The organism is Lysinibacillus sp. NPDC093688 (genome assembly GCF_050280145.1).
Lineage (GTDB): Bacteria > Bacillota > Bacilli > Bacillales_A > Planococcaceae > Lysinibacillus > Lysinibacillus xylanilyticus_B.
Genome location: NZ_JBNNUX010000011.1, coordinates 92,734 through 118,582, shown reverse-complemented (window position 1 = coordinate 118,582; position 25,849 = coordinate 92,734). Strand labels below are relative to the sequence as shown.

Below are 25,849 nucleotides of genomic sequence, written 5' to 3'. Positions count from 1 at the left end.
CTGTAAGGGAAAAATTATTTAAGTTATAACAGATGCAATGTTATTGTTTCTGCATTAATAAATTGTTACATTGCAAATAACCAAAACTTTATGAATCATTTATCATAAACTAATATTAGTAAGCTGAAATTTAAAAAGGAGTAATGCGATGATGGAATCTTGCTGTAATTGCGATTGCACAAAAAATGTAATTCGTTTAAATAAAGTTTCTTCATGTCCTATTTGTCGTGGGAATTTTGTTCAGCCTTCAGTTCCTAATACTTTTACGACAGGAGCAATATGGAGAAATCCAGCTACAGAGACGATTATTGTCACTCTTTTAAATAAAACAGACGCACCCCAAACAGTAACAGTTTCGGTATTAGATTGGCAAAATTGTGCCCAAGAAGAGATGCCAAAAGATGCATTCTTATGTGGAGAATCTCAATCTTCACTTTTTGATGGAACAGCAACTCCTCTTACATTTACCATTCCAGCTAAACAACTTCTCACTGTTCATGCAACTCCGCAAAATGCTTGGCAACCAGTTGATCCATGTTATGAAGTACTAGTGACATTGCCACCTGTTCCAATCATTCCTACTAATCCTTTCACCCCTACTGACCCTGTCACTCCAGGTGATCCATGTATTGTAAATACTTGGGGTATTAACAATTTAGGTATACCTCAAGAAGGAAATACAGTGTTACATCGCCAGTTTCAACGAACTATTTTCATATGAAATTAGGAAAGGTGATCTACTTAGTAATCATATAAACAAATGAGAAGGGCTAGGCAATCAATAATTTTGAGCTTGGTCTTTTTTAATTTCATAAATTTTCACTTACCAAAACACAAACGAATGTTCTAATATAGATACAAACAAACGTTCTTATTTGAAGGAGTGTGTGGAATGATGAAAGAACAATTGATTAAAGCAATGCAACGTAACCAATTTTTAAATATGATGTACTTAGCTAAATCTGGTGAAGTAACAAAAAGACGTATCAAGATTATTAAAGTTTTTGGAGATTCCTTTCAAGCTTACCATAAGCTAGCTTTATTTTTTATGCCTTCCACAAATTGTGGAGGGCTTTTATTATGCAGAAAAAGAAGGTGTCAGATGAAAACAGACACACTATATACATCAATAATTGGCGGCACAATGGCGTAATTAGGATACCTTGTCGGAGGAATTGACCAACAGATATGGATAAGAGTGTGGAGGACGACATGGCGGTTCACTATTACGATTTAACAGAATCAGAACGAGCTTAGTTTGAATATATTACTAGAGCACATAAAAAAGGAGGCGTTTTTTTGAGTTCACATAAAAAACGTTCAATCAGCAATTGTGAACCATGTAGTAATGTTGTTCCGGAATCAGAAGTATTGAAAGCAATAGATATAGGGAAAATCCCCCCACAGGCAACACCGTCGTACGGGAATTTCTTCCACGAAGGTTCCGTAACGCTTAACGCTAATCAACCAATGCCATGGAACGGTATTGGACGAACGGCTGGAATAACTTTGAATCCTGATACAGTTACGATTGAAGTCGCCCAGGCAGGTGATTATTATATTGATTACTATGCACTTGTGGAACTTATTCCAGCTACAGCCGTTGATGCACTTATGGGAGTATTTGTGAATGGGAGTGAGGTCAATCCTATTCAAACTAGATTTGGTGTTCAAGACTTCGAAGCCGATAGGTCTTTATGCACACCAGTTTCTGGAGGAACAATTATATTTATCCCTGCCGGTGGAACTGTCCAATTAAGGAATGTACAATTAACCCCCTTCACTACTTGCGATGGTCCCGCTCTAGCTGCTTCAATTAACCTGATTAAAGTAAGCTAGCTAATTATAAGAAAGGTCGATTATCTTCATAAGAAATTGACCTTTTTTCCATGTCTGACCAAATAGTTTAAAAAAATCGGGCGTGGTTGTTAAAATGTTATTAAATGTAAATTATGTTATTGGTAATTTATAGGTTTGCTGCGAGTGAGCAGGAGGCACAGGATTAATGGAATTAAATAAAGCAGAGCCAGTAAAGGGACTCGTTCCTTGGAATATAAAGATGATTAGATACTTTTATTTTCCTAAATCAATCAAAATTTTCTCTCTCTTTTTTAGTCGTATCCATAGATATACTAACCATTTGGTCTAGTTCAGCAAGTTTATTCGATATTACATAAAGATTATCTATAACAATTTGTGGAAATACATCGTAACGATCATAGTTCCAAATTACATATTGTTGAGTCTCCTTATCATTACGAATATTAGTTTTCCAAAATACTCACTGACCTTGCTCCTCACAGTTTAGAACAACCAGGAGTGTGTCACTTAAAGGCTGCTACTATTGCTGCATCATTGGAAATCAGCATAAAGACTGTATATCGTAGCGTAAAGAAATTAGTTGAGTTAGGCATCATTGAGAAGTTACCTGGAACAAAATTAAACGGCATAAAAGGGGCTAGTATTTATCACATCTTACCTTATGTCCCATCGAGCGTGTCCCAACGAGAGACAGCGCGGGCCATCAGTAATGACGCGGTTTCCGAAACTTTTTCAGAAAACCTATCTTTAAACTCTTTTAATCTTTTAAGTTCTAAACAAGCAAATAATATTATGAGTCTTGGTAATGAAATAGCTTTGCAAGCTGAAAAGAAAAAAGAGTACATGAATGAGTGGCAAGTGATGTTATTCGATTTCATGAATAGCTTGCCATTAGCAGATAACTTAAAAGATGAATTACATAAATGTGTAGTGGCTTCACAAATAGAAAATGTAAGTGAATTTGTAAAAGCTAAGAACGTACTATTCAAAATTGCTATGGATATTAAAGAAGGTGTACTTACAGTTGCTAGTACATTAAGAGCTGTGTTCACAGGGGCATATAGTAAAACTGTAGAGCGATTAAGTAATAAATCGAATAAATCCTCATATATAGAAGAAACGGTGAATAGAGAACGTCCAGTACCATTTTATAACTGGCTTAATGAGCGTGATGATCGTACACGAATAAATAGCAGACCAAACTTAGAAAATTGGCTGGAATGGTAGAGAGGGGAGTATAGGTATGAAAGAACAAAAACAAATGACTATGGAGGATTTTTTAGAACAACCAATTAAAAAACCTTCCACAACTGTTAACAAAACTGTTGATAAGAAGAACGCCGTAATAGCGCCTCGTGTAATAGGATACATTGTGCGGAGATAAAGAATAAAACACACTGTACAGCTAAATGGCATTCAAGCCGACACTTTCGAGTCAGCCTGTATGATTTCAATCAGCAATTTTATTAACGACAAATGTTGGGAATCTATACGCGACGCTTCCATCGACAAATGTGACCCTGATACTAAGTCTATCACCTTTGTTTAATCGAAGTAGTATTGTTTTTCCTATTGTGTTATCCATAACTAAACTTGCAGATTGATCGCCGAGTGAAGTGGTAATAGCGTTTATAGATTCAAAATCGCTATTAGTCGCAAGCGTAAAATCATTGATGAACAATGCAAAATTCACAATCGTACCGGTAGGATCAGTAGATGAGTTAAAAAGATTGACTGTGATGTCCATACTGATTTCATATACGCCATTAGCGGCAACTTGAAGATCAGTAGTATTATTAGGAACGGGAGCAGGGTCTACATTTAATGACGGACCAGGTGTCGTGAAAATAACTTTCTGTCCTGAAGTTGTTACCGGTACATTGAATCCATCGGGTTTGTAAAATGATCCATATGCAACCAAAGTCTCCTCTTTTGGTGGTTCTGGAATAACAGGCGGTATACATGCCGCGTCAATAGCCCTGAACGGTCTAATTCCAGTGCAATTGATTTTCCCATTACTGCACTGTTGACAATCACAACCTGATTGATGACATCCATTATTATTTGAATTCATATTAACACCTCTTTTTTTATCATTATATTCAAGCATGTAATTAAACGGATGTGTCACCCAACTATCTAAAGTTTTAAAGAAGTGTTCAATTCGTTAACCAATAAAAAGACCACTCCGTGATGGGTGGTCTTAATGTGTTTTGCCACCTTCATGCCACCGTGTTTAGCAAATAAACGTGATATATAAACAGTTATAGAAAAATAAAATAGGGTAAAAATAAACCGACAATCCCTTGATATTAAAAGGATTGCCGGAAATAAAATGATACGAAAAAATCTACTGTAATATAGCAATACTTCAAGAAGGGAATACAGTATTACATCATCAATTTCACCGAACTTTTTTTATTTAAAAAGAGTAGAAAAAAGAGATCAATAGTGTGAACCATGGCAAAAGGCTAGGGCTTATTAAAACGTGAGAACCAAAGTATGGGCGTTACAGAAGCACAATTCACACAAGATAAAAAACCGATATATTGGTGCAATTATACATGTAATTATTCTAAAAAATAGATTAACTAGTTAGTAGGTCTTCATTAGTTGCCGATCTGCTGTGTCCTAATCTTTTTTATACTTCCATTATTAGAAATACTGCAAGAAGAGAAAAGAAATATACAAGCAAAATTTTAAATGATACCCGTCTAAGAGGAATCTTAGGCGGGTATTTTTTACTTTGGTTGAAATGTACCCAATAGTAAGGTTCAAGTAATGGGATAGTAATTAAAATCTTTAAAACTGATTCAACACATATGATTTATACAATCATGAAATTATTTGCGTCATTCTACTTGTGAAATATTTAAAGTGTAGTCCCTCTTAAAAGTTTCAATAAATTTAATAGCACTTTTTGAAAGGTAACGGTCCTTCAACCAGATAACGGCGGAATCTGATTGAATACTAAGTTCTTCAAGCTCCAATATTTTTAGGCCATTCATAGAAAATGAATGTAAGACAGACCTTGGAAGTAAGGAAGCACCGACACCTTCTCTAACTAGGGACATAATCATAGCAGCGTCTGAACATTGACAGACAATATTTGGTTCATAGTGATATTTTCTACAAGCTTCTATAACCAGTTCGTATTGACCAACACCCTTAAAACGTTGTAGCAACATTAGTGGCATACTTGAAAGTTCATCAAGTCTTATTGTATTTTCATAATTCCACGTCTCAGGGATAACGGCTACAAAATGGTCCGGAGGTAATGGCAGTGAGGATAAGTCATCTGATTCTGCTTCTAAAGGTAACCGGACTATCGCAACCTCAATATGCCTATTTCTTAAATCTTGTAATAATCGATAGGTATCCCCTTCGTGTAAACGAAATGTAACGTTTGAATACTTTTCTCGGAAAAAACGAATGCGTTCAGGTAGGTAAGAAAAGCATGTTTTTACAGTTCCAATTGATAAGGTACCCTTAAGACCTTCTCCTACTTCTTTCACTTCCATAATTATTTCATCAATCTGACTTAAAAGATTGGTAGCTCTCTTATACAAAACTTTTCCTGCTGCTGTTAGTTCTATATTCTTTCCATTTCGTACTACTAAAATAGTACTAAGTTCTTCTTCCAGCGCTTTTAGCTGTTGACTAAGGGGGGGTTGGGCCATATGTAATTTTTTTGCTGCTCTAGTGATTTGGCCTTCTTCAACAATAGTGGCAAAGTATCGCAATTGTCTTATATCCATGAAATTCCTCCTTAGAAAGCATATTTATTTCATATGCACTACAAACATTTTAAATATTTTAAATATTTCAAACTTAATGATACATTAATCTTGAAAATGATTCCATGAAAAGGTAGAAAAGGAGAAGATAAAATGTCTAGAATTCAAAAAGCTAAAGAAAGTATAAAAGGTTCGATTGCACCAGTTATTACACCATTCAAGGAAGATGAAAGTTTAGATTTACAGACATTTAAAAGTTTAATTAACTGGCAAATAGAAAGTGGGAGCCATGGTATTTCGGTAACCGGGACTTCTGGGGAGCCTAGTTCTCTAACGATCGAAGAGAGAGAGCTTGTGATGGAAACAGCAAGTAAAACGATTAACGGACGAGTTCCATTTATACCAGCAACGGGATCAGTTAATCATAATGAAGCGCTTCGACTAACAAAGGCTGCTCAAGAAATGGGAGCAGATGCTGCGATGGTCATTGTTCCATACTATAACAAGCCTTCCCAGCAAGCATTATATAAACACTATAAAGCTATTGCCGATGCCGTGGATATTCCAATTATTATATATAACATTCCTGGAAGAACAGGGGTGAATATGGAAGTAACAACAATGGCTCGACTTGTTGAAGATTGCCCGAACATTATTGGTGCCAAAGAGTCAAATAAAGATTTTGAACATGTCAATCGGGTGCTATTAAATTGTGGTAGAGATTTTAGTCTATTCTCGGGAATTGAACTTCTTTGCTACCCAATGTTAACAATCGGTGGAAAAGGTTCTATTAGTGCCACAGCAAACGTTGCACCAGCGAAAGTAGCAGAAATGCACAATGCTTGGGAGGAAGGCGACGCTGAAAAAGCTTTAAATCTTCATTATGAATTAATGACATTAAATGATGTGTTATTCAAAGAAACTAACCCTGGTCCAGTAAAAGCAGCGCTGGGCATGATGGGTAAAATTACGCCAGTTTTACGCAAGCCAATGGATTTACCATCTGAGGCACTTCAAAACGAAATTCGTGAAGTTTTAAATCAATATGGCATTTTATCAAATGAGATTGTAACTAAATAATCATTCGAAATCTAAAAAAATTCTCTTACTCCTTGTTATAGGAGTAAGAGAAGAATGAGGAGTGTAATCACATGCAAGTTCAAGTAACTGAGACTCAAAAAAATCACGAACACATGCAAGTAGAAAATATAAAACTCTATATTAATGGACAGTTTGTCGACAGTAAATCAGGTGCTTCTTTTGAAAATAAAAATCCATTTACCAATGAAATAAACAACTATATTGCTGAGGGACGTGAAGCGGATATAAATCAAGCTGTTCTTTCAGCAAAAGAAGCGTTTGAGAATGGTCCGTGGGGCAAGATGAAAATGAAAGAACGAATGAAATATATTAATAGAATTGCAGATCTCATCGATGAGGAGATTGAAGAAATTGCTTTCTTAGAATCATTAGACACAGGTCTGCCAATTAGCCAAACAAGAAATCAAACCGCACGTGCTGCAGAAAATTTCCGCTTCTACGCACGTATGGTTGAGACAAAATTGCATGGCGAATCTTACCCAATGGATGATGAATTCGTTAATTATACAGTTTATAAACCATTAGGAGTTATAGGGTTAATTACTCCATGGAATGCCCCATTCATGTTAGAGACTTGGAAAGTAGCGCCTGCATTAGCAACTGGAAATACTGTTGTTCTAAAACCAGCTGAACTTTCACCATTGACTGCAAATAAATTAGCTGAAATTATTCATAAAGCTAAAGTTCCTGATGGAGTCTTTAATGTCGTTCATGGCTTTGGAGAAACAGCAGGTGCTGCTCTTGTTGCTCACCCAAATGTGAAAGCGATTTCATTTACAGGTGAAACGACGACAGGTTCCACTATTATTAAAAACTCTGCGGATACTTTAAAGAAAACATCGATGGAGCTTGGTGGGAAATCACCTTTAATTGTATTTGATGATGCAGATCTTGAACGAGCTCTAGATGCAGCAATATGGGGGATTTTCTCTTTTAATGGGGAACGTTGCACATCCAATTCTAGAGTATTCTTGCATAAAAATATTAAAGATCAATTTGTTGAAAAATTAAAAGCACGTGTCGCAAACATTAAAATCGGTGACCCAATGGATGCATCAACTGAGCTTGGTCCGCTAATTGAAAAAGGTCACTACAACAAAGTAAAAAAATATATAGAAATCGCTAAACAAGAAGGTTGTGAAGTAGTTCAGGGAGTGGTTCCGGAGAAGGTAAAGGCAGGTAATTTTGTACCACCGACACTTTTATTAAATGCAAAAAATGACATGAGAGTATGTCAGGAAGAAATCTTTGGTCCCGTTATGGCCGTAATCGAATTTGAAACAGATGAAGAAGTACTTCATATGGCAAATGACGTATCTTACGGACTAGCTGGTTTTGTATGGACAAAAGATTTAAAACGAGCACATCGTATGGCGGATGCTATTGAAGCAGGTATGCTTTGGATTAACGCTCAAAACGTACGAGATCTTCGAATTCCATTTGGCGGTATGAAAGATAGTGGAATTGGAAGAGAGGGTGGTCATTACGCAATGTTTGAATTCTATACAGAACCAAAGGTAATCCATATCGCTATAGGTGACCATCATATTCCGCAATTTGGGAAGTAAACACTATTTTTTAAGGGGGAAACAATAATGCCAGCAAAAACAGGGAAGCAATATATTGAAAGAGTTGATAATGCACAGGCAAATATATGGTTTGATGGCAAACGAGTAGAAGGGAAGATTTCTGAACATCCAGCTTTTAAAGGAGTTATGAAAACACAGGCAGAACTTTACGATTTACAACATGATCCAGACAAAAAGGATTACATGACATATGAATCTCCAACAACTGGTGAACGAGTAGGTACATCTTTTATTCAGCCAAAAACAAAAGAAGATTTAGTGACACGTCGCAAAATGATGCAAGAATGGGCGAAATATAATGGTGGCATGATGGGACGTACTCCTGATTACATTAATGTCGGGATGATGGCGTATGGATCAGCTGCAGAAATGTTTGGAAAACAGGACTCCATTTATGCCGAAAACATGACCAACTACTACGAGTATTGCCGTGAAAATGATTTATCTTTAACACATACGTTGATTCAGCCTCAAGTCAATAGAGGAGTAAACTCAGCACAGCTTCCAGATCCGTATATTGCAGCGCGGATTAAAGAGAAAACATCTGAAGGGGTCGTTATTAAAGGGGCAAGATTACTTGCTACTCAAGGTGGTATTACCGATGAAATCATGGTATTCCCATCTACTTTGTTAAAACAATCAGCTGAAGAAAATCCATATGCATTTGCATTTTCTATTCCTAATAACACACCGGGCTTAAAATTTATTTGTCGTGAATCTTTTGATTATGGTAAGTCTCATTTCGACCATCCGCTAGGATCTCGCTTTGAAGAAATGGATACCATTGTTGTGTTTGATGATGTTGTCGTTCCGTGGAATCGAGTTTTTGCCCTTGGTGATGTTAATGTGTGCAACCAGGCCTACAATGAAAGTAATGCAGTTGTTCATATGACACATCAAGTTGTATCAAAAAATATCGCGAAAACAGAGTTTGTACTTGGTATTCTTCAATTAATGGCAGAGACAATTAATATTGGCCAATACCAACATATACAGGAGAAAATCTCTGAGGTAATTATTGCACTTGAAACGATGAAAGCATATGTCGTTGCTGCCGAAGCAAATGCAAAAGTGGATAGATGGGGAACTATGACACCAGATTTTGCACCGTTAAATGTAGCACGTCATTACTTCCCGAAAATTTACCCTCGCTTTACAGAAATTATGCAATTAATGGGTGCAAGTGGCTTAATGGCGATTCCATCAGAATCAGACTTCAATTCTGAAATTCGTCCGGATCTTGATAAGTATCTACAATCAGCCACTGGAGATGCTTATGATCGTGTGAAACTTTATCGTTTGGCATGGGATGTATGTATAAGTTCATTCGGTACTCGACAAACACTTTATGAGCGCTTCTTCTTCGGTGATCCAGTTAGAATGGCAAGTACGCTTTATAACGGGTATGACAAACAGGAATATGTTGATCGTGTAAAAGAATTTTTGAATAGATCAGAAGCGTTAGTTAAAAATAAATAAACGGCTAAGGGAGATGAGGAGTATGGATTTCAATATTATTCGTATTGCCAGAACTGTTATAAATGTGAAGGATTTAGACCGTTCAAAAGATTTTTATGTAAAAGCGCTCGGCATGATTGAAACGGAAACAAAGGACGACTGTGTTTATTTGAGAGGGCTTGAAGAACACACACACCACAGCTTGGTTCTTAAAAAGTCCGAGACGTTAGGGGTACACGCACTCGGTTACAAAGTAGAAAAAGAAGAAGATCTTGACCGTCTGGCTGAATTCTTTCAATCAAAAGGCTTAAAAACAAAATGGCTTAAGGAAGGAACTCAGCATGCTCTTGGGCGCGCACTGCATGTACATGATATTTCAGGGATGCCTCTTGAGTTTTTCTGCAAGATTGAAAAAGCAGAGCGCTTACTTCAGCGCTACGACTTATACAGAGGTGCCCGAATTCAGCGAATTGACCACGTAAATTGTGCTGTACCGGATGTAGAAAAAGCTTACAACTTCTTTATCAACGAGCTAGGCTTTGCATGTTCTGAATATACAACTATAGAAGATGGAAGTATCTGGGCTGCGTGGCTCCACCGCAAACAGACCGTGCACGATCAAGCCTTTATGAACGGAGATGGTCCTCGTCTTCATCACTTTGCTTACTGGCTACCAGATCCACTTGCTCTAATTCACTGCTGCGATGTTTTAGCTTCTCTTGGCTATTCAGAGAACATTGAAAGAGGTCCAGCACGCCACGGCTTATCCAATGCGTTCTTCTTGTATTTAAGAGATCCAGATGGATACCGTATTGAGCTGTATAACGGAGATTACTTAACAAGTGACAATGACTTCGAGCCAATTCGATGGGATTTAAATGACCCACGTCGTCAAACATTATGGGGTGCAAAAGCACCGGACAGCTGGTTTAATGAAACATCTCCGTTTTTAGATATTGAAACCAACGAACAAATTCAATCGACGGCACCAAACCTTGCACAGCGCAAACCAGAATTAGCTATATAAATAAAAAGAATGGAGGAATTTCAATGGATGATCGTACATTTCGAGATGCGATGGGTAAATTTGCAACTGGCGTAACAGTTATTACAACGGACATTGATGGAGAGCCTCATGGCATGACAGCAAATGCCTTTATGTCAGTGTCGCTAAACCCGAAACTCGTACTTATATCGATTAAAGAAAATGCAAAAATGCTAGATAAAATTAACCGCTCCGGTAAATTTGCGGTAAATATTTTATCGGAAGACCAGCAAGAAGTTTCTATGTTATTTGCCGGTCAAATCAAAGAAAAGCGTGAACCAGAATTTGACCGCCTAAACGAAATCTCGGTAGTAAAGGATGCGCTAGCAAATATTGTATGCAGTGTCTATGGAAAGCAAGTAGCTGGTGACCATACGCTATTCCTTGGAGAAGTAGAAGATATTGTCCTTCGTGAAGGAAATCCTCTGACATTCTTTGCAGGAAAATATGGCCAGATCACTGCACCGCAGTTAACTTAACATATAAGGGGAGGGCAAACGATGGAGACAATTTATATCAAAGGTTCAATTGATAAATCAACGTTCACTGAAATGGAAGCTTGTGTTTTGGCCCTTGGTTTTTTTGATGGCGTTCACATCGGTCATCAAAAAATTCTTGAAACAGCAAAACAAATTGCTATGCAAAAACAATGCGCCTTTGGTGTTATGACGTTTTATCCGCACCCAAAAGATATCCTCTTTCCTCATATGGAGCCAATGACTTATTTAACTCCGCTTCCTTTGAAAGAAGATCGATTTGAAAAGCTGGGTGTTGAGAAGTTATTTGTTGTTGAGTTTAGCCCTGAGTTTGCCTGTCTTTCTCCTAACGATTTTGTTGAACAATACATTATAGGACTTGGATGTATACATGTTGTAGCAGGCTTTGATTATCATTATGGCTGTAAAGGACTCGGTAATATGAAAACGTTATCAGAGTATAATCCGGGAAGTTTGGAAGTAACGACTGTTCCAAAGATCCAACATTCTGATGAAAAAATTAGTTCAACAGCAATCCGAAAATTGCTTGATGAAGGTCATGTGCAAAAGATTCCTATGTACCTTGGCGATTTTTATGAAATTAATGGAGAAGTAAATCAAAGTTCGCTTTTTTACAAAAATCATCAGTTTCTTAAATTAATAGTAAAAAAGAGATACCGAATGCCTAAACCTGGTATTTACTATATTCAAGTTGAAATAGATGGTAATAATTATGATGGAACCTGCCACCAAATATCTATAAATGAGCAACACCCTTCATTATTAATACAATTAAATGATTGTTCTGTATACCCATACAAGAAGCGGATTAAAGTAAAGTGGCTAGATTATAAATATGGCAAGCAGAATGAATCATACGGAATGAATGAATACATGAAAAAAGATGAGCTAGTGATCTAATTAAAAGTAGGCTAAAACAGAAAGGAGTAGAATATGAATTTAAAAGTGCAAGCAAGAAAGAAAAACTTATACATTGATGGTCAATGGCAAGAAGCCACTGAACATGCATCTCTAACATCTCCATACTCTGGAGATGTTATTGCATATATTCCGAAGGCTAATGAAAAAGAAGTGAATGAGGCAATTGAAGCGGCATGTCGTGCAAAGACAGTAATGGCGAAAATGCCAGCTCACGAACGTGCAGCTATTTTGGAACGTTTGGTAGCTTTGTTTGAGAAGCGTTTAGATGAAGCTGCAGAAATTATCGCTTTAGAGGCAGCTAAACCAATTGCTACTGCAATCGAAGAAGTAAAACGGACAATACAAACGTATAAGTTTGCAGCTGAAGAAGCAAAGCGAATTCATGGAGAAACAATTCCATTGGATGCAGCACCAGGTGGAGAAAAGCGAGTAGCATATACGGTGCGTGAACCTATTGGGGTTATTGGAGCTATTACTCCATTTAATTTCCCGATGAATTTAGTTGCCCATAAAGTAGGTCCTGCCATTGCCGCAGGAAATACAATTGTATTAAAACCAGCATCTCAAACTCCACTATCTTCTTTCTTTTTAGCAGAGTTGTTACAGGAGGCTGGTTTACCTAATGGAGCTCTTAATGTTATTACTGGAAGCGGAAGAGTCGTGGGGGATAAAATCGTGACCGATGATAGAATTGCAGCTATTACATTTACCGGAAGCCCAGCTGTTGGGATTGGTATTCGAAACAAAGCAGGACTGAAGCGCGTGACATTAGAACTGGGTTCAAATGCAGCCGTTATTATTGATAAAGGGATCGATATAGATTCAATTATTAATCGTTGTGTGAAGGGAGCCTTTTCTTTCCAAGGGCAAGTATGTATATCATTACAACGAATTTATATTCATGAAAGTTTGTACGAAACATTTGTGCAAAAATTCGTTGAAGCAACTCAACAACTCAAAATTGGTGACCCTTTAGATCTAAGTACGGATGTTTCGGCGCTTATTTCAAAAGGAGATGTGGAACGTACTTTAGATTGGATTCATGAGGCGGAACAACATGGAGCAGAAGTAGCAACTGGGGGAATCGCAAAAGGGAATATTTTATTGCCAACGGTATTATTAAATGCAGAGTCTTCTTTAAAAGTTTCGTGTCAAGAAGTGTTTGCTCCAATTGTTATTATCAATAAAGTTCAAACAGTTGAGGAAGCAATTGAGCAAGTAAATGATTCGCTATATGGTCTCCAAGCGGGAATCTACACGGATAATGTTCATACAGCGTTAAATGCAGCTGAAAACCTTCATGTTGGAGGCGTAATGATTAATGACATTCCAACGTTTCGTGTAGATAACATGCCTTATGGAGGTGTGAAGGAAAGTGGAGTTGGAAGAGAAGGAATAAAATATGCCGTAGAGGAAATGACAGAGCTAAAACTAGTAGTTTTTAATAGAAATTAAAAATCGAAGAATTAGAAGCATTAAAGAACCCTATTGAATTATTAGGAAAGAGGTGCTATCAATTTGGAGCTAGTAAAAGAACAGAGTAGTGTAAAAAAAGACATCGAACAACAAGACAACAAACAAATAGATTATGACAAAATTTCCACTTCGGAGGATTTTAAACAACTACTTTTATATAAGAAAAAGTTTATTATTCCATACACAATTTTTTATTTGGCTTATTCACTAGCTTTACCATTCCTAGCCTTGTTTACAAATATATTAAACGTCCAAGTAATAGGAGACATTACGTTGGCGTGGATTTACGGTATTTCAATTATCTTTATGTCATTTGCGGTATGCAGTGTTTATGTAAAGAAGTCTGCTGAAGTTGACGAAAAAGTAAAGCAAATCATAGTTAAAGAGGGGCTGTAGACATATGGGATGGGATATTATTCTTCTTTTTGTACTCATGTCAATAGGGGTACTTTTCATTACGTACTATGCCTCCAAAAAAACAAAAACGGCAGGTTCTTTTTATACAGCTGGAGGTGGTCTGACTGCTAGGCAAAATGGACTTGCTTTAGCTGGAGACTTTATGTCTGCATCTACCTTTTTGGGGTTAATTGGAGCCTTCTCTTTAACGGGATATGACGGATTTTTCCTCATGTACGGTGCCCTAGTTTCTTTTCTTGTCATTTTATTTTTAGTCGCGGAACCATTAAGGAATCTTGGGAAATATACGTTAGGTGATATGATTACTGCTCGATTTAAGTTTAAACAAGTGCGAGGTGTAACTGCCTTCAATACAATAATCATCTCAGTTTTTTATATGCTTGCACAGCTTGTTGCTGCAGGAGCTTTATTCAAATTATTATTAGGTATTCCATATAATACTTCAGTCATTATTGTTGGTGTAGCTATGTTAGCGTTTGTTTTGTTTGGAGGAATGACCGCAACAAGCTGGGTTCAAATTATTAAAGCCGTTCTTTTAGTAGGTGGAACCTTTATTATGTTTGTAATGGTTATGTGGAAATTTAATTTTAATTTTATTGGCATTTTTACTGATATGAAAACAGCCACTCCTTTTGGAATAGATTACTTAAATCCTGGTTTGAAATATAAAAACGGTTGGGATGCAGCTTCTTTAACACTTGGGCTTATTCTGGGGACAGCGGGTCTACCCCATGTATTAGTTCGCTTTTTAACTGTACCTAATGCTCAGGTTGCCAGAAAGTCAGTTGTTTGGCTTATGTGGATCATGGGACTCTTCCACATTATGGTCATTTTCCTTGGGTTTGGAGCAGCAAAGCTAGTTGGAACTTCGAATATTATAGAGGCTAACCCAGCAGGGAATATGGCAGCGCCATTATTAGCAAAGTATGTTGGCGGAGATTTTATGTTTGCTTTCATTTCTGCGGTTTCTTTTGCTACTATTCTTGCAGTTGTTGCTGGAATTGTGGTTACGGGAGCAACAGCATTTTCCCATGACTTTTATAACGAAATTTTAAAAGACGGGAAAGCAACCGAAAAACAGCAAATGTTTATGGTACGTCTTGCATCGATTGTCATCACGGCTATCGCCATTACGTTATCACTATTTCTTCAAAATTTTAATGTTGCCTTTGTAGCATCAATCGCTCTAACATTAGCAGCGAGTTCGAATTTACCAGTTATATTATTAACTATTTTTTGGAGAAAATTCAACAAAACTGGAGCAATCTTTGGGATGCTTATAGGTTTAATTAGCACGATTGGTCTAGTTATGTTAAGCCCAAATGTTTGGAATCCAGAACCAGGTGTAGCCTTATTTACTGGTAATCCTATTTTCCCTCTTGCATCACCAGGAATTCTTTCTATACCGTTAGGTTTCTTAGGCTGCTATATTGGTACATTAATAGGGGCCCGTAAGTCACAAAATGTAGAGGATAATTTTTCGGAAATTATCGTTAAGTCAAATATAGGTAATGATGTTAAAGGTGTAGTTAATCATTAGTGATAGTTTTGCAAGTTCAATAAGATTAAGTAATCATCAGAAGAATTTACGAGTTTATGAGAGGAGTGAATAGTTATGAGTAAGGCAATTATAAAATTTAGTGAAACCCTTCACACAAAAGAAGTGGAAGTAGATCCTCAAAGCAATACAATTATTCTTGGTGATAGAAATTTAACAGTAGAGCAGTCCTCTTTGGAGGCGCCAATTTCGGGTACCGTATATGGGGCTTTATTAAATTATAGTGGCGAGCTTAAGGCATTAGGTTCATCTTTAACTAAAGAACCTTATAAACAGCCTCCAAAAGCGCCTGTCTTATATATAAAACCGGTGAACACCATTACTGGATTTAAATCTTCAATTCCATTACCCGAGGATACATCTCATCTGCAAGTAGGTGCCTCATTAGGCATTGTCATTGGGAAAAATGCTACTCGTGTAACAGAAGAAAAAGCTTTAGATTATGTATTAGGATACACCATTGTAAATGATGTGAGTATTCCACATGAAAGTTTTTATCGACCAGCTATTAAACAAAAAGCAAGGGATAACTTTTGCCCTGTAGGTCCATGGATTATTGAACGCGATGCAATCGCTGACCCTAATAAGTTGACGATTACTGTATTCGTTAACGATGAATTAAAACAAAAGAATACAACGGCCAATTTAATTCGTCCTGTATCGCAATTGATTTCTGAAATTTCGGAATTTATGACGCTTTATGAGGGGGATGTTTTACTGGTTGGGGTACCTGAAAATCCTCCACTTGTTAAAGAGGGAGATCGAGTGCGAATTGAAATCGATGGAATCGGTTATTTAGAAAATACTGTTAAATGAGAATCTCATTGCTTTATAAAGGAGCGCGATTATTATGAAACATGCACGTGTAGTATTTCAGGATGTCATTCATCACGCAATTGAAACAGATGATGGTCACCTGAAACTTGATAATGGACAAATTGTTTCTGAGGAGGAAGTGGACTGGCTACCGCCTGTCCAACCTAGAACCGTTTTTGCTTTAGGACTCAATTATGCAGATCATGCAAAGGAACTTGCTTTTCAAGCACCAACAGAACCTTTAGTTTTTCTAAAAGGTCCTAATACTTTTATTGGTCATCGAGGTCAGACTTACCGACCTGCTGAGGCTACCAATATGCATTATGAATGTGAACTTGCAGTTGTCATTGGGCGTTCAGGGACTAATATTAAACGAGAAGATGCTTATGATTATGTAGCAGGATATACCGTTGCAAATGACTATGCCATCCGTGATTATTTAGAAAACTATTATCGTCCGAACTTAAAAGTAAAGAATAGAGATACTTGTACACCAATCGGTCCATGGCTAGTCGATGCAAAAGATATTGAAGATCCTATGAATCTTACATTGCGTACTTATGTAAATGGAAAAGTTACGCAGGAAGGCTTAACGAAAGATATGATTTTTAGTATTCCGCAATTAATTGAGTATTTAAGTAGTTTTATGACATTAAATAAAAACGACATTATCCTTACTGGTACGCCTGAGGGCTTAGTTGATACAAAGGTAGGGGATGAAGTCATTACTGAAATTGAAGGAGTGGGACGACTAGTAAATACCATTATTAGTGAAAAACAGTTCTTAAGAACTGAAAGTGATAACGCCATTTATAGTCAGTGAAAGGGATGAAAACATGCCGCATTTTATTGTGGAGTATACCGATAACATAAAGGAAGAAGCAGACATTCCGAAGTTGCTTAAAAAAGTGAATGATGTTTTGATTAGCCGTAGTAATCTTTTTCCGACTGGAGGAATTCGATCAAGGGCAGTTGAACTTCAAGATTACCGAGTAGCAGATGGAGCAGAAGATGATGCATTTGTTCATGCTATATTAAAAATTGGGGCGGGAAGATCGGCTGAAAATAAGAAAGAAACTTGTGACGAACTATTCGAAGTAATCAAGGATCATTTCACTGATCTATTTACTAGGCGATATCTGGCATTATCGATGGAATTGATTGAATTCAGTGAGGAAGGTACTTACAAGCATAACAATATTCATAAGCGTTTTAAAAAGTAAGAAGGAATCTAATATCTTCATTACTGTTGTTTTTTATTGAAGGCTCATAACCTCCATTTTTCAGAGGTTATGAGCCTTTATATCAAGACAACATGGTTGAATCTGTTTGTAAGAGTAGTTCCGCTTTTTACAATAAAAAATATTTGATACCGCTTACAATTTAGGTTACATCGCGTTAAGGTTAGATTTTCATTTCAGGAAGGGGACTTTAAATGACAAAGAATCAGGCTTTAGATATGAACTGTATTGAATGGGCAAGTAAAATAAACAAAAGTTATATTGGAGGTCAATGGGTAGAGGGTGGTAGTAACAGAACTTATTCAATAAAGGATCCATATGATCAGTCAACTATTACATCTGTAGAATTAGCGAATGTAGAGCAAATAAAAGACGCTTATCACAAAGCAAAAGCAGCACAAAAGGAATGGGCTAAATCTACTCCAGAACAAAGAAGAGAGGTTTTAACGAAAGCATTAGACTATTTAGAGAAAAATAAAGAGCATATTTTGGAATTAATTACACGAGAAACAGGTGGAACACTACTTAAAGCTCATGTTGAGTTTGGCTTTGGGGTTAGTGACATAAAAGATTCTATTAATATGGTTGATGAAATATACTCACCCAAAAATTATGCATCTAGTACACCAGGAAAGGTTAGTCGTGTATATCGATTACCTTTAGGTGTTATTACGTCCATCACACCTTTTAACTTCCCATTTAACATGGCAACAAGAACAATTTTCCCTGCCATTGCTCTCGGGAACAGTGTTGTTCATAAACCAGATCTCCAAGTCGGAATAGTTGGTGGACAAGTTTTTGCAAAGGCTTTCGAAGAAGCAGGACTTCCTGCTGGAGTGTTTAATTCAATTTTAACTGATCTTCAAGAAGCAGGAGATGAATTCCTGTTAAATACGAATTCTTCGTTTATCAGTTTTACAGGATCAACTGCAGTAGGAAAACATATTAATAAGGTAACAGGCGGAACATTAAAACAAATGGCATTAGAACTTGGAGGCAATAATCCTTTAGTAGTTTTAAGCGATGCCGACGTTGAACAAGCAGTGAAAGTCGCCATCTTCGGGAAATTTTTGCATAGTGGCCAAATCTGTGCGATTACAAACCGAATTATTGTTAATAAAGATATTTATGATGAATTTGTTGCTAGATACGTAGAAAAAGTAAAGGGATTAACAGTAGGAGACCCCAAGGACCCTAACACAATTATTGGACCTGTTATAAATGAAAAACAAGCTGATAAAATCATGGATTTAGTTAATAAAGCAAAGGAAAGTGGATTAAAAGTTGTCGTAGAAGGTGACCGTACAGGGAATGTTATTTCTCCATTTGTATTTGTTGATGTACCGAATGATTCAAGTCTTGCATCTTGTGAAATTTTCGGTCCTGTTGCACAAATTATTCCGGCTGAAAGTGATGAGGAGGCCATTCGTTTTGCTAATGACACGGAATATGGATTATCCTCTGCCATTATGACTAGTGACTTAGAAAGAGGGGAAAGATTAGCCCTTGAGATCGAATCTGGTACAACACATATAAATGATATGCCTGCAGTGCTAGAAGGAAATGTACCATTTGGTGGAGTGAAACAAAGTGGAATTGGGCGTTTTGGATATGAATGGATTGTAGATGAGTTTACTGTTGCGAAATGGGTATCTGTACAAACGAGTAAATTAGATTATCCGTTTTAGGATTGGAGCGAAATTCACAGTTGTTAAAAAAGCCTGTAACCTTGAGTTAACAAGGTATACAGGCTTTTAACTTAGATACCGATAGTAATTATGAGAGGGAAAGCGCTCTTATTGCTGTTTGAAAATTTTCCCGCTATTCGTTTTTGATAACTCGTCTACTTTTTCAACGAAATTAGGAATTTTATATGGAGTCAAATGTAATTTACAATAGTTTCTTAATTCTTCTTCATCAATATGATCTATTGGATTTCGAATAAAAGGCATTTATTTCTTCGCCCATGATTGAAAGGAACTGCAATGACACTTCCGATTTACAACCATCTTTATCAAATGAAAAGTCAGTAACAATAAGGGAAGATGATTAATTGTCTTAATTTTCAAAAAAGTTGTATTGATTATTTTTCCTTTTTTAATTACACTTATTTTACGAACGTTCGTAGTGACGTGGAATATGAAAGCTCTACTAATTCAGAAATGTACTTTGGTTCATTTTTGAATTTTTTAGATAGCATGTTAGTTGAGTTGATTTACAGATTTTCCGAACGGGAAAGCCCACTCCTTCAGGTGCGGGATGAGAGTGAGGTCGGATACGGAGTGCTACTAAAAATCGAAAGGTTTGTGGTGCTTCAAGTGTCCGGAAATTCCGTCCTTTTTTGTATGTATGTTGCAGTTTGAAAAAAAATTAATACATTGTGTATATGAACGAATATAGACGAATAAACACAACCGTATATTAATTAACTATCATTTCGTTTTTTGTCCCCGATACATGGTCAATAATTAGAGAAGCAACTATAGAAGAGTATAGATGATAAAAAAGGTAGATTAATTAGAGATGTAGGTGAAGAACAATCTCGCAAACAATAACTGTTAAAGTCAAACTACTTCCAACAAAAGAACAAGCTTCTATTTTGCAAAATATGAGTCAATCGTATGTTTATACAATCAATACCCTTGTTTCTGAAATGGTTACAGAAAAGAAAAGTACAAAGAAATCAAGCAAGGATATTTCTGCCGACCTGCCAAGTGCTGTTAAAAACCAAGCGATTAAAGACGCTAAAAGTGTGTTTAAGAAAGTGAAGAAAAATAAATACAAGGTTGTTCCTGTAGTAAAGAAGCCAGTGTGTATTTGGAATAACCAAAACTATTCTTTTGATATCACGCACATTTCAATGCCTATCATGATTGATGGCAAGGCAACTAAAACACCTATTCGTGCTTTGTTGGTCGATAAAGATAACCGCAATTTTGATTTGTTGAAACACAAATTAGGTACTCTTCGTATCACGAAAAAAGCGAATAAATGGATTGCACAAATATCTGTCACCATTCCTACAAGTGAAAAAACAGGCACAAAGATAATGGGGGTAGATTTGGGTTTGAAAGTCCCTGCTGTTGCAGTGACAGAAGATGGAAGCGTCCGTTTCTTTGGAAAGGGTAGACAAAACAAATCTGTCAGACGTAAGTATAAATCCAAACGTAAGAAGTTAGGCAAATTAAAGAAATTAAATGCTATTCGCAATCTTGATGATAAAGAACAACGATACATGAAAGACCAAGACCACAAGGTTAGTCGTGCGGTTGTTAATTTTGCTAAAGAAAATAAGGTTTCTGTCATTCGCTTAGAACAACTAACGAATATCAGGCAGACGGCAAGAACAAGCCGTAAAAACGAAAAGAATCTGCACAACTGGTCATTCTATCGTCTTTCTCAATTCATTGAGTACAAAGCGAAACTAGTGGGTATTAAAGTTGAATTTGTGAATCCTGTATACACAAGTCAAACATGCCCGAAATGTTCCGAAAAGAATAAGGCACAAGATAGAAAATATAAGTGTAAATGTGGATTCGAAAAACATCGTGATTTAGTCGGTGCAATGAATATTCGCTATGCACCTGTGATTGATGGTAAAAGTCAATCAGCCTAAGATGCTATATGCACTGTCTTAGAAGGGGTAATGAGATACCCTAATCTTGAAGGTTGTTTCAAAACAGAAATGAACTGCGAACGCTTAGTCATTCAAGAATCCCACCCGTCATACCGTAAGGTGTAGGGCTTGCGACTTTAGTCGTGGGAATCTCAAAGGGGGTATAAAGTTGATTAGTCCTTTAAATTCGAAAATAATGAGTTACTTGCCTTCTCAGCCTGACTTTGAATTTCTGACAGATTACTATACTGAACAAAAAGTTAGAATTAAACCAAATCAACCATCTATTCTGTTTTACCAATTTAAAATGGGAGGGGTAAGTAGTCAAATTTCTGTTATCCCGGATGGGTGTATCGATATTCTCATTAATTGTGATCAGCATTACGGTAATATTTGTGGAAGCGTTACTAAAAGTAGAGTGATTAACCTTCTCCCGAACAGTACATACTTTGGTATTCGTTTTCTGCCATGCCTAGATATTAAGAAAATAAAATTCGGTATAAAAGACCTTACAGATAAAGAAATTTGCTTAAATGAAATGTTTCCTGTAAATACAAATATTTTAGAAAGGGTAGTAGCCGACGAAAGTTTTATGGAGAGAGTCAATATATTCAATGAAGTATTGGAAAGTCAAATTTTTGAGACTGATAGATCAACAAAACTAATAAAACAAGCATTATATAATATATACGCGACAAGAGGTAATATTACTATAACTCAACTTGCAGATGAAGTAGGATATTCAACTAGATATTTAAGAAAACAATTTGAAGACCATATTGGAATTTCCCCAAAATTATTTAGCCAAATCGTAAGATTTCAATCATCACTAAATATGCTTCTGAGGACAACTCACTCTACGTTAAATGATGTTATTTATGAGAATGGTTATTATGACCAAGCCCATTTGATCCATGAGTTTCGGAATTTTGGATGCGTGACACCTTTTCAATTAACTGGGCAAAAAAGTTGCCTGAAAACTAGCTAAATAACGTTTGTTTAGCTAAAGCAATTACTTATTTAAGTAATTGCTTTTTTACGTGCGACTGGCATGCGCATATTGGAAGAATTTTTAGGTGAAAATTTAGAATGTTCCGATTTTTACAATATCAAATTATCTTAATCTGATAATCTGTAATTAATATAAAGAATGCTTATTGTTCCTACTACAGTTCAAAGGAAAAATGGGCAATCAACAAAACAAAAGAGGGGAGTCAGATGAATGACGAAATACCAACTGTTTATTAATGGTAATTGGGTTGAGGCTATGCCAGGCAGAAAGTTTGAGTCTATTAACCTCAGAACCGGAAATGTACAGTTAGACAAAACATGCCTGGGTTGACTTGAATGAAAAAGTTGTGAATATGGAGGGTAACGCTTTGTATAAATAACAAAATTATAATAACACCAATGGGGGTAGGGATTATAGAGACACAAAAATCAGTAGAGAACATTCAAATTTTATCAGATGGGCAAAGTCTAAAAAGAAGTTTAAAGATGCGAGATTTAGTTATTTTTGGTCTTGGCTTTATGGCACCAGTTGCAGCGATGTCAATGTTTGGAATTATCACATTGGTATCTCAGGGCCATTCTGTCCTCTCATATGTTCTTGGTTTTGTTGCAATGTTATTTACGGCATACAGTTTCGGTAAAATGGTTGAAGCTTACCCAGTTGCGGGCTCAACCTATACCTACGCCCATAAAGCGCTACACCCTAAAATAGGATTTATAGCTGGATGGGGAATGCTCCTTGATTATCTGTTGATACCCATGCTAACTTTTTTGATCAGTGCAAGTTTTGCAAACGCCCTTGTACCAAGCATTCCGGTTTGGGCTTGGGTTCTCATTTTCGCAATCCCAATCACGATTGTAAATATAATTGGAATTGATATTGCAACTAAGTTGAATTCAGTTTTAGTGCTCTTCATGATTATCGCGGTGATTGCCTTCGTTTTTAGCGCAAGTCACTTTATTATAACGGGTGATTTATCTTTAATAAACTATAAGGCAATTTATGATGGTGATTCATTTTCAATAGGAGCAGTTATTGGCGGGGCAGCTATTGTTATTGTCGCTTACCTAGGTTTTGATGCTATTACAACCTTGGCTGAAGAGACGAACGTAGAGGGGAATAAAATTGGTTTGGCCATTATGTTTACTTGTGTCATTCAAACGGTATTTTATGTTTCCGTCACTTATTTAGCAGTGATTCTTGTAGGAAACTATTTAACTATTGATAATCCCGACACAGCCTTCTTCAACGTTTTAGAGACTATAGGGGGCGGGTTTCTCCAGACTTTTATTACATTTACGATTATCGCATCTGGAATTGCAAGCGCTTTAGCAAGTCAATCAGCTTCAAGTCGTCTGCTCTTGGGGATGGGACGTGACAATGTCATCCCTCAAAAATTTTTTAGCTATATCCATCCAAAGTATAAAACACCGATGAATAATATTTTATTAATGTCAATCATCGGAGTTATTGGTGCAGTATCTTTGGATTTGCAAATTGTATCCGACTTAGTTGCATTTGGTGGATTATTAGGATTTGCTTTCGTGAATATTTGTGTAATTAATCATTACTATTTAAAAAATAAGCAAAAAAATATCGTTAAATATTTGATAGTTCCATTAATTGGGATGTTAGTTTGTCTTTATATATTGTGGGGGCTTTCAACAGTCGGAAAAATAGTTGGATTTACCTGGATGGGAGTTGGTGTTTGTTATTTCGCGATTCGATCCATGTATTCAAAAGAATCTAAGAAACTCTTAACAGATATAGAAGGGCAGAATATTAGTTAACTAAAATAACAATCTTTTACCTACTCAGACATTAAAGGAGGAATAAATATGCAATCCGTTACAAAGCGAAATACCCTGAGCAAATTGGAATTATCAGAACTTGATAAAAAACATTATTTGCATCCAACCACACCACCAAGAGCTCATTATTTATCAGGGCCTTCAACAATCTTTACAGAAGGAAAAGGAATTTATCTGAAAGACATAGAGGGGAAAGAGCGTATTGATGGGGTTTCGATGCTTTGGAATGTTAACCTTGGCTATGGGAATGAAGAGCTTGCTGAGGTAGCAAAACAGCAGATGTTAAAACTTTCTTACAGCTCTTCATTCAGCGGACAATCCAATGAGCCCGCTATCCTTTTAGCACAGAAAGTGGCCTCATTAGCACCTGGGGATTTGAATGTTTGCTTCTTCACATCGGGAGGCTCGGAATCTAATGATACTGCATTTAAACTAGCCCGTTTTTATTGGAAAGTAAAAGGTCAGCCAGAGAAAACTAAAATAATTTCTCTTGAACAATCATTCCATGGGGTTACAGTAGGAGCCACAAGTGCTACCGGAATCGAAGGATTCAACAAATTTACGACTTCCAATGCTCCGAACTTCCTTACAGCTGCAGCGCATGCTTTGAATGCAGAACTTGGAGACAAAAGTGATCCAAATTACTCCCGTTCTATTCGTGGGATAATTGAATCAGAAGGATCCGACACCATAGCCGCTGTCATTCTGGAGCCAATCCAAGGAGCAGGCGGGGTAAGGTTCCCTCCTGACGGATACCTTCAAGCTGTTCGCAAACTTTGCGACGAACACAACATTTTGCTTATTGCAGATGAGGTGATTTGTGGGTTTGGAAGAACCGGAAAGACCTTCGGTGTTGATAATTGGAACATTGTTCCGGACCTTCTATGTGTGGCAAAAGGAATCTCAAGTGGCTACGCACACCTGGGTGCCGTAATTATGAGAGAGCATGTAAGAGAAGCATTTATTCAATCGGATGAAATGATGTTCCATGGATTCACATATAGTGGACATCCAATGGCTTGCGCGGTTGGCTTGAAGACACTTGAGATATTAGAAAGAGATCAAATTGTTGAGAATAGTAGACTTCGCGGTGAAGAATTATTAAAAGGACTTAAGTATCTCGAAAGCAATCATAAACATATAACGAATGTAAGAGGTCTTGGTCTACTTGCCGGTATTGAGCTAGTTAAAGATCCTGAAAAAGGCATCTCATTTGATCCGTCGGTACATGCCGCAGCTCTGTATACAGATATATGCATGGACTTAGGGCTGCAATTGCGTTACTTCGATTGGAAGGGAACAAATACGGTTGCTCTTGCTCCACCGCTTATTATTACAAGCCAACAGGTTGACGAGATTATTAACAGAATGTCTGACGCTTTTAAAAGGTTCGAAAAACAAATTTAATTCACGCTAGCAAAATCTATTAAGACGATTGATAGTAAAGTACTTAATCTAATAAACGACTGTTGACCAGGCGCTCATAAAATGTGAGCACCTGGTCTTTTTGCGTTTATTCATCATACGGTCTAAATTTTTTACAGAGGATTAAGTTCATCTTTTTTCTCTAGTAGCATAATTTTTAATTATATTTTTGATATTCTTTAGCCCCTATTTAAGAAGTAACCACGTATATATAACGTATGCAAGGCGATAAGATATAGAAAGCTATCGAAGGGGAACAAATAATCATTCCTTATTCCATTATAGGGTCATAATCTTAAAAATGGTTT

Annotated in this window: 25 protein-coding genes; 22 read left to right on the top strand and 3 right to left on the bottom strand. The window is 36.7% G+C overall.

The window, feature by feature from the left end:
• Nucleotides 1-148: 148 nt before the first annotated feature.
• The 5 genes from ACQKN2_RS11325 to ACQKN2_RS11305 all read left to right on the top strand — a co-directional run bounded on the left by ACQKN2_RS11325 (nt 149) and on the right by ACQKN2_RS11305 (nt 3,205).
• Nucleotides 149-721 (top strand): sodium:proton exchanger, encoded by a 573-nt coding sequence (locus ACQKN2_RS11325; RefSeq protein ID WP_427415057.1) that lies wholly within the window; start codon nt 149-151, stop codon nt 719-721.
• 171 nt (nt 722-892) lie between these two features.
• Entirely contained in the window at nt 893-1,153 is a 261-nt protein-coding gene (locus ACQKN2_RS11320) for a hypothetical protein (RefSeq protein ID WP_427415056.1), read from the top strand.
• 146 nt (nt 1,154-1,299) lie between these two features.
• Nucleotides 1,300-1,839 (top strand): hypothetical protein, encoded by a 540-nt coding sequence (locus tag ACQKN2_RS11315; RefSeq protein WP_427415055.1) that lies wholly within the window; start codon nt 1,300-1,302, stop codon nt 1,837-1,839.
• Between the two features lie 480 nt (nt 1,840-2,319).
• Nucleotides 2,320-3,048 carry a helix-turn-helix domain-containing protein gene (locus ACQKN2_RS11310; protein ID WP_427415054.1) on the top strand — a complete coding sequence of 243 codons (729 nt, stop codon included), beginning with the start codon at nt 2,320-2,322 and terminating at the stop codon, nt 3,046-3,048.
• A 16-nt stretch (nt 3,049-3,064) separates the two neighbouring features.
• The gene (locus ACQKN2_RS11305) at nt 3,065-3,205 is read left to right on the top strand and encodes a hypothetical protein (RefSeq protein ID WP_427415053.1); all 141 of its coding nucleotides are present in this window, start codon (nt 3,065-3,067) and stop codon (nt 3,203-3,205) included.
• 66 nt (nt 3,206-3,271) lie between these two features.
• Here ACQKN2_RS11305 and ACQKN2_RS11300 read toward each other — a convergent pair whose 3' ends face one another.
• A complete protein-coding gene (locus ACQKN2_RS11300; protein ID WP_427415052.1) occupies nt 3,272-3,895 on the bottom strand; it encodes a hypothetical protein in 624 nt (207 codons plus the stop codon).
• A 778-nt stretch (nt 3,896-4,673) separates the two neighbouring features.
• Nucleotides 4,674-5,579, bottom strand: coding sequence for a LysR family transcriptional regulator (locus ACQKN2_RS11295; RefSeq protein ID WP_427415051.1), 906 nt, complete (start codon nt 5,577-5,579; stop codon nt 4,674-4,676).
• 132 nt (nt 5,580-5,711) lie between these two features.
• Here ACQKN2_RS11295 and hpaI point away from each other — a divergent pair, with 132 nt between their 5' ends.
• The 13 genes from hpaI to ACQKN2_RS11230 all read left to right on the top strand — a co-directional run bounded on the left by hpaI (nt 5,712) and on the right by ACQKN2_RS11230 (nt 19,365).
• On the top strand, nt 5,712-6,638 hold the full coding sequence (hpaI, locus tag ACQKN2_RS11290; protein ID WP_323647393.1) for a 2,4-dihydroxyhept-2-ene-1,7-dioic acid aldolase: 927 nt from the start codon (nt 5,712-5,714) through the stop codon (nt 6,636-6,638).
• 71 nt (nt 6,639-6,709) lie between these two features.
• A complete protein-coding gene (hpaE, locus tag ACQKN2_RS11285) occupies nt 6,710-8,227 on the top strand; it encodes a 5-carboxymethyl-2-hydroxymuconate semialdehyde dehydrogenase (RefSeq protein ID WP_427415050.1) in 1,518 nt (505 codons plus the stop codon).
• 27 nt (nt 8,228-8,254) lie between these two features.
• Nucleotides 8,255-9,727, top strand: a complete 1,473-nt coding sequence (gene hpaB, locus ACQKN2_RS11280; RefSeq protein WP_427415049.1) for a 4-hydroxyphenylacetate 3-monooxygenase, oxygenase component — start codon at nt 8,255-8,257, stop codon at nt 9,725-9,727.
• Between the two features lie 22 nt (nt 9,728-9,749).
• The gene (gene hpaD, locus ACQKN2_RS11275) at nt 9,750-10,733 is read left to right on the top strand and encodes a 3,4-dihydroxyphenylacetate 2,3-dioxygenase (protein WP_323647390.1); all 984 of its coding nucleotides are present in this window, start codon (nt 9,750-9,752) and stop codon (nt 10,731-10,733) included.
• 23 nt (nt 10,734-10,756) lie between these two features.
• A complete protein-coding gene (locus ACQKN2_RS11270; RefSeq protein WP_323647389.1) occupies nt 10,757-11,230 on the top strand; it encodes a flavin reductase family protein in 474 nt (157 codons plus the stop codon).
• A gap of 21 nt (nt 11,231-11,251) precedes the next feature.
• Nucleotides 11,252-12,148: a cytidyltransferase gene (locus ACQKN2_RS11265; RefSeq protein ID WP_427415048.1), complete on the top strand. Its 897-nt coding sequence runs from the start codon at nt 11,252-11,254 to the stop codon at nt 12,146-12,148.
• Nucleotides 12,149-12,181: 33 nt separating this feature from the next.
• Nucleotides 12,182-13,624 carry an aldehyde dehydrogenase family protein gene (locus ACQKN2_RS11260; protein WP_427415047.1) on the top strand — a complete coding sequence of 481 codons (1,443 nt, stop codon included), beginning with the start codon at nt 12,182-12,184 and terminating at the stop codon, nt 13,622-13,624.
• A 63-nt stretch (nt 13,625-13,687) separates the two neighbouring features.
• Complete coding sequence (locus ACQKN2_RS11255; protein ID WP_427415046.1) at nt 13,688-14,041, top strand: DUF485 domain-containing protein; 354 nt, start codon at nt 13,688-13,690, stop codon at nt 14,039-14,041.
• A 4-nt stretch (nt 14,042-14,045) separates the two neighbouring features.
• Nucleotides 14,046-15,602 (top strand): solute symporter family protein, encoded by a 1,557-nt coding sequence (locus ACQKN2_RS11250; protein ID WP_427415045.1) that lies wholly within the window; start codon nt 14,046-14,048, stop codon nt 15,600-15,602.
• A gap of 75 nt (nt 15,603-15,677) precedes the next feature.
• Nucleotides 15,678-16,436, top strand: a complete 759-nt coding sequence (locus tag ACQKN2_RS11245; RefSeq protein WP_427415044.1) for a fumarylacetoacetate hydrolase family protein — start codon at nt 15,678-15,680, stop codon at nt 16,434-16,436.
• Between the two features lie 34 nt (nt 16,437-16,470).
• On the top strand, nt 16,471-17,259 hold the full coding sequence (locus ACQKN2_RS11240) for a fumarylacetoacetate hydrolase family protein (RefSeq protein WP_427415043.1): 789 nt from the start codon (nt 16,471-16,473) through the stop codon (nt 17,257-17,259).
• Between the two features lie 13 nt (nt 17,260-17,272).
• Nucleotides 17,273-17,659, top strand: coding sequence for a 5-carboxymethyl-2-hydroxymuconate Delta-isomerase (locus tag ACQKN2_RS11235; RefSeq protein WP_427415042.1), 387 nt, complete (start codon nt 17,273-17,275; stop codon nt 17,657-17,659).
• 212 nt (nt 17,660-17,871) lie between these two features.
• Nucleotides 17,872-19,365, top strand: coding sequence for an aldehyde dehydrogenase family protein (locus tag ACQKN2_RS11230; RefSeq protein WP_427415041.1), 1,494 nt, complete (start codon nt 17,872-17,874; stop codon nt 19,363-19,365).
• Nucleotides 19,366-19,473: 108 nt separating this feature from the next.
• On the opposite strand, the gene ACQKN2_RS11225 is transcribed toward ACQKN2_RS11230, so the two are convergent.
• On the bottom strand, nt 19,474-19,629 hold the full coding sequence (locus ACQKN2_RS11225; protein WP_427415040.1) for an AMP-binding enzyme: 156 nt from the start codon (nt 19,627-19,629) through the stop codon (nt 19,474-19,476).
• Between the two features lie 587 nt (nt 19,630-20,216).
• On the opposite strand from ACQKN2_RS11225, the gene ACQKN2_RS11220 reads away from it, so the two are divergent.
• The 4 genes from ACQKN2_RS11220 to ACQKN2_RS11205 all read left to right on the top strand — a co-directional run bounded on the left by ACQKN2_RS11220 (nt 20,217) and on the right by ACQKN2_RS11205 (nt 25,523).
• A complete protein-coding gene (locus tag ACQKN2_RS11220; RefSeq protein ID WP_427415068.1) occupies nt 20,217-21,293 on the top strand; it encodes an RNA-guided endonuclease TnpB family protein in 1,077 nt (358 codons plus the stop codon).
• Nucleotides 21,294-21,462: 169 nt separating this feature from the next.
• A complete protein-coding gene (locus tag ACQKN2_RS11215) occupies nt 21,463-22,281 on the top strand; it encodes a helix-turn-helix domain-containing protein (RefSeq protein WP_427415039.1) in 819 nt (272 codons plus the stop codon).
• A 509-nt stretch (nt 22,282-22,790) separates the two neighbouring features.
• Nucleotides 22,791-24,095, top strand: coding sequence for an APC family permease (locus tag ACQKN2_RS11210; RefSeq protein ID WP_427415038.1), 1,305 nt, complete (start codon nt 22,791-22,793; stop codon nt 24,093-24,095).
• Between the two features lie 48 nt (nt 24,096-24,143).
• Entirely contained in the window at nt 24,144-25,523 is a 1,380-nt protein-coding gene (locus tag ACQKN2_RS11205) for an aspartate aminotransferase family protein (RefSeq protein ID WP_427415037.1), read from the top strand.
• The last annotated feature ends 326 nt before the right edge of the window (nt 25,524-25,849 follow it).

Coding starts and splice junctions, on each gene's coding strand:
- ACQKN2_RS11230 (WP_427415041.1), top strand. CDS start 17,872: ATGACAAAGAATCAGGCTTTAGATATGAACTGTATTGAATGGGCAAGT.
- ACQKN2_RS11210 (WP_427415038.1), top strand. CDS start 22,791: ATGCGAGATTTAGTTATTTTTGGTCTTGGCTTTATGGCACCAGTTGCA.
- ACQKN2_RS11305 (WP_427415053.1), top strand. CDS start 3,065: ATGAAAGAACAAAAACAAATGACTATGGAGGATTTTTTAGAACAACCA.
- hpaB (WP_427415049.1), top strand. CDS start 8,255: ATGCCAGCAAAAACAGGGAAGCAATATATTGAAAGAGTTGATAATGCA.
- ACQKN2_RS11295 (WP_427415051.1), bottom strand. CDS start 5,579: ATGGATATAAGACAATTGCGATACTTTGCCACTATTGTTGAAGAAGGC.
- ACQKN2_RS11205 (WP_427415037.1), top strand. CDS start 24,144: ATGCAATCCGTTACAAAGCGAAATACCCTGAGCAAATTGGAATTATCA.
- ACQKN2_RS11265 (WP_427415048.1), top strand. CDS start 11,252: ATGGAGACAATTTATATCAAAGGTTCAATTGATAAATCAACGTTCACT.
- ACQKN2_RS11270 (WP_323647389.1), top strand. CDS start 10,757: ATGGATGATCGTACATTTCGAGATGCGATGGGTAAATTTGCAACTGGC.
- ACQKN2_RS11320 (WP_427415056.1), top strand. CDS start 893: ATGATGAAAGAACAATTGATTAAAGCAATGCAACGTAACCAATTTTTA.
- ACQKN2_RS11225 (WP_427415040.1), bottom strand. CDS start 19,629: ATGCCTTTTATTCGAAATCCAATAGATCATATTGATGAAGAAGAATTA.
- ACQKN2_RS11325 (WP_427415057.1), top strand. CDS start 149: ATGATGGAATCTTGCTGTAATTGCGATTGCACAAAAAATGTAATTCGT.
- ACQKN2_RS11240 (WP_427415043.1), top strand. CDS start 16,471: ATGAAACATGCACGTGTAGTATTTCAGGATGTCATTCATCACGCAATT.
- ACQKN2_RS11250 (WP_427415045.1), top strand. CDS start 14,046: ATGGGATGGGATATTATTCTTCTTTTTGTACTCATGTCAATAGGGGTA.
- hpaD (WP_323647390.1), top strand. CDS start 9,750: ATGGATTTCAATATTATTCGTATTGCCAGAACTGTTATAAATGTGAAG.
- ACQKN2_RS11260 (WP_427415047.1), top strand. CDS start 12,182: ATGAATTTAAAAGTGCAAGCAAGAAAGAAAAACTTATACATTGATGGT.
- ACQKN2_RS11245 (WP_427415044.1), top strand. CDS start 15,678: ATGAGTAAGGCAATTATAAAATTTAGTGAAACCCTTCACACAAAAGAA.
- ACQKN2_RS11300 (WP_427415052.1), bottom strand. CDS start 3,895: ATGAATTCAAATAATAATGGATGTCATCAATCAGGTTGTGATTGTCAA.
- ACQKN2_RS11235 (WP_427415042.1), top strand. CDS start 17,273: ATGCCGCATTTTATTGTGGAGTATACCGATAACATAAAGGAAGAAGCA.
- hpaI (WP_323647393.1), top strand. CDS start 5,712: ATGTCTAGAATTCAAAAAGCTAAAGAAAGTATAAAAGGTTCGATTGCA.
- hpaE (WP_427415050.1), top strand. CDS start 6,710: ATGCAAGTTCAAGTAACTGAGACTCAAAAAAATCACGAACACATGCAA.